Origin of the sequence: Micromonospora sp. NPDC007271, assembly GCF_040634005.1 — a bacterium.
GTDB lineage: Bacteria > Actinomycetota > Actinomycetes > Mycobacteriales > Micromonosporaceae > Micromonospora.
On sequence record NZ_JBEYER010000183.1, the window covers coordinates 1 to 6,152 of the forward strand.

The following is a 6,152-nucleotide window of genomic DNA, read 5'->3' on the forward strand; positions in this document are numbered from 1 at the left end:
CGACCACGACAACCCGCGACGAGGCGAGATAGCCCAGCCGACGCAGGAACGAGACAACCGAGCACTGCTGGAATCCGTCCGCCAGGCCAGACACCTCCTGGCAACCCAGGACCGCGCACCGGTGCTGCTCCCCGCACCCCGCAAGCCCACGGTCATCACCCTCGACGACGTCGCCAACGCCGCGGAACCCCTCCTCGACAGGGTTCACGACGAAGTCCGTGACATCCTCGACGCGGCCGACATCGACCGCGAACACCTGGCCGGCGTCGTCCTGCGCCAAACCGAAGCCGTACCCGGCCTGCAAGACCGGCTCGCCACAGCCACCGGCCTCACACCGGCTGTCCTCGCCGACCAGTCCCACGCGCTCACCGACGGCGCCCTGGCGCTCACCACGCCACACCACCCCACACCCACCGCCGCCGACGCCCACCTGCCGCGTGTCCGACTCCGCATTCGTGACCTGACCAGCGCCATCCTGCTCGGCGCCTGCTCCCTCACCCTGCTCCTCCAAGCGATCCTCACCGCAGACATCAGCACCCTCTTTCTCCGGGTCGTCGGCGTCCGCACCTCCCTACCCGAACTGGGCACCGCCGGCGCACTCGCTGTGCTCACCGCCTTCGCCGTGGCGCACCTCGCCCCCACCACCCTGCTCGCCGCAGCACCCGCCACACCACCATCACCGGAACCCGCGACCGGCGGCCTCATCCGACGCGGATACCTCGCCGCCGCCATCGGCGGCGCAGTCACCGCCGCCCTCTACGGCCTCGCCACCGGCACCTCCGTCCGGTTCGACTACAGCCCATACCTGAAATGGACACTCGGCGCCGCAATACCCCTCGCAGTCTGCGCCGCCGCCATCGCCGCCACCGCACCCCGGATCCCCGCCCACGCCCTGCCCGCCTGGCTCGCACGCACCCGACCAGCGGCCACCCACGCCGCCATCGCCACCATCGGCATCTACCTCATGCGAGCCGCCCTCACACTCACCCCACCGGTCGACCTGACCGGCATGCCCGGCCTCCTCGGCAGCGCCGGAGCCGCGCTCGTTGGCGTCGCCACGGCCCTGACCGCCAGCCGAGGCCGCACCATCCGCACCATCACCGCACCCGGCCTCGCCATCGGCTACGCCATCGTCTTCACCTACAACACCCACGGGGCGCTCATCGTCGGATACCTCGTTGCCCTCACCTGGTGGGCAATGCGGCTGGCCGCGCACACAATGCGACTCGCACTCCCCGCGGCCGGGCACGCGCTACGCCGCCTCATCGACGGCCCAACCAGCTGAAAGCCGAGAACCTTGGCCGGCGGGTAGTCCACGGAGGGGCGGCGTATCGTCCACAATACGAATATTTGGATGCGGCAATGGGCCGCATGACGGCTTTGGCTTCGGCCAGACCCCAGCGGGCGCCGGTGATGCCCCGAGTCTGTCTTTGGGGCGGAACAGGTCATCGACGCTTCTTGACGCCTGTCGTGCGGCTGTCTAGCGTCGGGTGCCATGACCCGGCCCAAGCTTCTGCCGTCACTCACTGCCTTGATCATCGCCGTGGCCGCCGCGGCCCTACCAGGCAAAGCCGCATCCGCCGACCCCGCTGGACCGGCGAGCGGACCAGGGCAGGTGATGCTGATCGGCGGCGCTCTCGCCGACGACAACAGCGCCGTCTACGGGGAGTTCGTCCGACAGGCCGGTGGCGCCGAAGCGCGAATCGGAGTGTTGAGCGCGTCCTCGGCGACGCCCCACGGGGCCGCCAACCAGGTGGGCAAGGTCCTCAAGCGATACGGGGCCGCGGAGGTCACCTGGATCCCGGTGAGCACGAAGAAGAAGGGCAGCGGCGACGATGCGGCGAACGCCGCGCTGGCCGCATCGATGACCGGGTTCTTCTTCGCTGGTGGCGACCAGTTCCGCTACGTATCGTCCATGATCCACGCCGACGGCTCCGACGGGGCGGTGCTGGCCGCGATCCGGCAACGCTTCCAAGCCGGCGCGCCGGTCGCCGGCACCAGCGCCGGCATGCAGATCCTCGCCGGCTCCGACATGATCACCGGCGGGTCGAGCTACTACGGGGTTCGCGACGGGGCCCAGCCCGGCTACTACGACACCGACGAGATCCTCGGCTACTGGCCCGCCGGTGGCTTCAACTTCTTCACCTCCGGCCTCGTCGACACCCACTTCGACGCGCGGGGCCGAAACGGGCGCTCGCTCCGGCTCGCCGCCGACACCGGACACGACCGGGTGTACGGGGTGGGTGAGAACACCGCGCTGGTCGTCAGCGGAGCCGGAACGGCGAGGGAGACCGCCCGGGTGGTGGGCACGAACGGGGTGTCGGTCTTCGACCTGCGCTCGGCCCAGGTTGACACCATCGGCGGGTACTGGTCGATAAGTGGTGTCCGGTGGAGCTACCTCACCGACGGCGACAGCTACGATCCCGGCCGGTGGCAGATCACGAAGGGTGCGACGAGCACGCTGACAGTCCCGCAGGATCGGGCCGCAGCACCGCCGTCGACCAACGTGTTCGGCTCGTACGCGCTGCGCGACGCCGCGCTCGATCTCGCCGACGCCGGGCAGTCCACCACCACGACCGGCACGACCGCCCAGGCCGATCCGCGTTTCGTGGTGCGGTTGACCAAGGGTGCCTCGTTCCGCGCGTACACCGCCGGCGGGGCCGGCTCCGCGTCCTTCACCGACCTGACGATGTCGATCCAGTCGGAGTGAGCCGCCTGCGTCGCACCCGCACCGCACGAGACCGGTGCGCCGCAAGGCCGTAGGGCCGGCGGGAGGATGCCCTGCGCCGCTTGGGCGCGGGGCATCATGGCTGGTGCCGGGTGGGGCCAGTCTTCGACCGCCCCTCCGGCTGGCCTTGGCCGTAATAGGGGTGGCGACGGCGGTGCCTTCGAGGGTGTCCACGACCGAGCGGATCACCATGGCGCCGCTGCTAGCCGACCTGCCTGATGTCACGGGGTTGACCAGCGCGTTCGGTGATGCTTCAGCGCCGCTGCGGGTCCGGCGGGCGGGTCATGACCCTGGCCGGGTCGCGGCCGATGTGGCGGTGAGGCTCGCCGGCGGCGGTTGAGGCGATCGCGGATCTGGCGGTGCTGTGTGACCAGGCCTGCCGGTTCGGCCGGGCACCAGGTGGCAGCGCTGACCAGGATTGCCGGACTCGGTGCGGAACGCCTGCGACTTGTTGAGCTGCGCCGGGTAGACGGACACCTACGGCCGCGTGTCCAGCACGCGATCGCCGTCGGCGTACCGTACCGGCGGATCGAGGAGCTGACTGGCTACTCCCGCTCCGCCATCAGCCGCTGGGGCCGCCCATCCCCCTCTGGCGCTGATGCCGGATGACAACCACATGAAGGAAGCGGGGTCACACGCCGCTGCAACGGATGTGACCCCAACGCATCTGGATCCCTCGCGAAACGAAGTACCGATGCAGATCGAGCGTAGCCCAGGCGCAACCGTGGGTGCCGTACGCGTCCAGCGACGCTTCAGGAGCGAGTATCGCGATGGCATGGCGTGGCCGCTGCCGGCGGAAGAGGTCTACCAGGAGTGCCCGTTTCCCGGGAACCCGAACTGCACCTGCCTGATCTGCGATGCGCTGACTCATGACGAGGACTGCGATTGCTTGGTGTGTCCGTCGCTGCTTCTTCGGCACGAGCGATCGGTCGTTGCGCCCCGGGCCGAAGCGCGCCATCGGAAGTCCGATAGGCGGCTGCTGACGGTCTAGCCTCGTCCGCCAGAGTTGCTGGCGGCTATTCCTGCGCGGTGGGGTGGTGAGCCTACTGGCACGCGGATGGCAGGCTGCCTCAGCTGTCGATCGAGTGCTGGGCGGGGAGGGGACGGCGTGACCGCTTGGCGTACGGATGGCTGTACTCGCAGCAAGATCAGCCGGTGTTGGTGCTGGTGGAGCCCAGGGGACTTGAACCCCTAAGCCGCGAACCTGGCTCGCATCGGGTGGAAGCGGATTCATCGGCGCTCCAACCTCGGCCGAGCCCAACACCGCCTCTCGACCTTTCACAGCTTCTGCGGCGCTCATCTGTACTGGCGTTGTACTAGCTGATCTTCGTCGGGTACCGACGGGCAAGGGAGCACCTGGGCATGATGGCGGTGGCGGGTTCCTTGTGGCACAAGGTACTATGTTCACGTGGAACAGCAGACCGCACTTGCCACAGCGCTGCGCCGGGGAACGCTGGAGTTTTGCGTCCTGGCGCTACTGGGCGACGGCGAGCGCTACGGCGTGGAACTGGTGCGCGAACTCGGTGCCGAGATTGCGCTTACGACCAGCGAGGGCACCCTCTATCCCCTGCTGTCCCGGCTGCGCCGGGTCGGCTGGGTCACCACATCCTGGCAGGAATCCCCCGCCGGGCCACCACGCCGCTACTACTCGCTCACCCGCGAGGGCGCCACCGCGCTCGATCACTTCCGATCCGAATGGACGACCTTCCGCGACGCTGTCGACCGCGTCGTCGGAACGGACCGCCGACCCTAAATGGAGCAGCGATGACTTCGATCGACGCCCTCGTCGACAACTACCTCGGGGCGGTCGCCCAAGCCGGCGCGGATCTGTCACCGCAGCGCCGAGAGGACCTGCTGGCCGACCTGCGCGAGCACATTACGACGGCCCGGGCAGAGCTGGACCCGGAGACCGAGGCCGACGTCCGGACGATACTCGACCGGCTCGGTGACCCAGCGAGCATCGTCGCTGAAGCCAGACAGGACGAGCCGCCGCAGCCCGCATCAACGCCCGCAGCGAACAGCCAGGTTCCGCAACGTCGATCCAGCGCTCGGGTATGGATCGCGGTCGTGGCGGTACTGGGTGTCGCCTTGGCCGCATGCATCGCCGCCGGAGTTTTCGGGCTCTTCTTCTTTAGCAAGCGGGAGCCGCATGTCGAGCGTGTCGACGCGCCTGGTGCCTCGTCACCGGCCCAACCGAGCCAGACCGGCTGAGGCGGTTGCAAGGCAGGGGCCAACAACTGTGCCGGAGGATGCGGTTTTTCATGGCATCAACGTCAGCCGATGGCCGACGTTGATGACTAACACCGGAGGTATCGCCTCCTTGCCCCTGCCTTGCAAAGATCAAGCCTTCTGTCGGCCAGCGTCGGTGACTGACGTTGATCTGCTCATCGCGTCGCCCGATGCCGACCTCGGACCGTGCCCGTCGGCCGGCTTGGCTGTACGGATGGCTGTACAGCCACTGCAGTCCGCCCCGGTGGCTCTCACACGTGGCTTCCAGACTGCGGCCGGCGAGTGACTGGCCAAACGCGCCTCAATCCGGCAGGACCCCGGCTTCCCGACCTGGCCCATCCTCAGCTGAGCGCTGCCGCCGCCGCAGCAGCACGGCTGGCACCAGATAGGCCACACCACCGACCGCCCATAGAGCGGCAAAGATCCAAGGCCACAGCTTGGGCTGTCCGATGGCAGCGACCACCCACCCCAGGGCCAGGAAGAGCCAAAAACCTCCCATGATGAAACCCTGCTTCGGCGTCTTCGCTGTCTGCCACCACGGGTCCTTGGTCGGCCTCATATTGGCGATCCTCGCACTCATCACGGGGCTACGCCGAGTTGCCTAGCCCCAGCTCGAAGATCCACCAGATACGAGGCTCTAGCCATCCTTCGCCTGGCAGGCGCCGCTCCTGGTCCAGTCACCTTCAGCCTGGGGGATCCGGTGGGGCGAGTTTCGACGTAAAGATCATGACGAGCGTGGATACCGACGCGATGATTCCCCCGAGTGAAGGGTTGAGGGCGAAGCCCACTGCGATCCCTGCTAACCCCACGCACAGTGCGGCGGCCCAGATCACGCGCTGCTTCCGAGTCATACGGAACCACACCGATTTCCTCGTTTCCGCCACGGCATTAGCGTGCCATGCATCGATCGGTTTGGCTTCCTGGCTGGGAGCGGATCTCCTCGTCGGGCAGTCGTAGACCGTCCAGCCTCCCCGGACGGGGACAAGGTGGAGCGCCCTACCGGACGAACGACCTTGGCCCCGTCCGGGGAGGCTGGTAGCCCTTGTGGTGCCCGGCGAGGTGATCCGCGGCGGCATCTCTGAGGAGGGCCGGGTTCGGGGCAGAGCGCCGAGGTCCTCTGATCGTGTCGTCCCCAAGCGTGGCCGGCCCGGCCGATGCCGGCCGGAGGTCGCCAGCAGGCCGGGGCCGGGCCGGC

General features: G+C 68.5%; 5 protein-coding genes and 1 pseudogene. 5 read left to right on the plus strand and 1 reads right to left on the minus strand.

Annotated features, from left to right (window positions below; all coding sequences use genetic code 11):
* The 5 genes and pseudogenes from ABZ570_RS33375 to ABZ570_RS33395 all read left to right on the plus strand — a co-directional run.
* On the plus strand, positions 1-1,285 hold a 1,285-nt coding region (locus ABZ570_RS33375), incomplete at its 5' end, for a hypothetical protein (RefSeq protein WP_358072083.1).
* Positions 1,286-1,618: 333 nt separating this feature from the next.
* Entirely contained in the window at positions 1,619-2,710 is a 1,092-nt protein-coding gene (locus tag ABZ570_RS33380; protein WP_358072091.1) for a cyanophycinase, read from the plus strand.
* Positions 2,711-2,927: 217 nt separating this feature from the next.
* Positions 2,928-3,117, plus strand: a pseudogene (locus ABZ570_RS33385) (IS1380 family transposase); the annotation flags it as partial.
* A gap of 1,019 nt (positions 3,118-4,136) precedes the next feature.
* A complete protein-coding gene (locus tag ABZ570_RS33390; RefSeq protein ID WP_358072085.1) occupies positions 4,137-4,481 on the plus strand; it encodes a PadR family transcriptional regulator in 345 nt (114 codons plus the stop codon).
* Between the two features lie 11 nt (positions 4,482-4,492).
* Positions 4,493-4,939: a hypothetical protein gene (locus tag ABZ570_RS33395; protein WP_358072087.1), complete on the plus strand. Its 447-nt coding sequence runs from the start codon at positions 4,493-4,495 to the stop codon at positions 4,937-4,939.
* 319 nt (positions 4,940-5,258) lie between these two features.
* Here the strand turns inward: ABZ570_RS33395 and ABZ570_RS33400 are convergent, their stop codons facing one another.
* Entirely contained in the window at positions 5,259-5,516 is a 258-nt protein-coding gene (locus tag ABZ570_RS33400; protein WP_358072089.1) for a hypothetical protein, read from the minus strand.
* Between the last annotated feature and the right edge of the window lie 636 nt (positions 5,517-6,152).

Coding starts and splice junctions, on each gene's coding strand:
- ABZ570_RS33380 (WP_358072091.1), top strand. CDS start 1,619: ATGCTGATCGGCGGCGCTCTCGCCGACGACAACAGCGCCGTCTACGGG.
- ABZ570_RS33395 (WP_358072087.1), top strand. CDS start 4,493: ATGACTTCGATCGACGCCCTCGTCGACAACTACCTCGGGGCGGTCGCC.
- ABZ570_RS33400 (WP_358072089.1), bottom strand. CDS start 5,516: ATGAGGCCGACCAAGGACCCGTGGTGGCAGACAGCGAAGACGCCGAAG.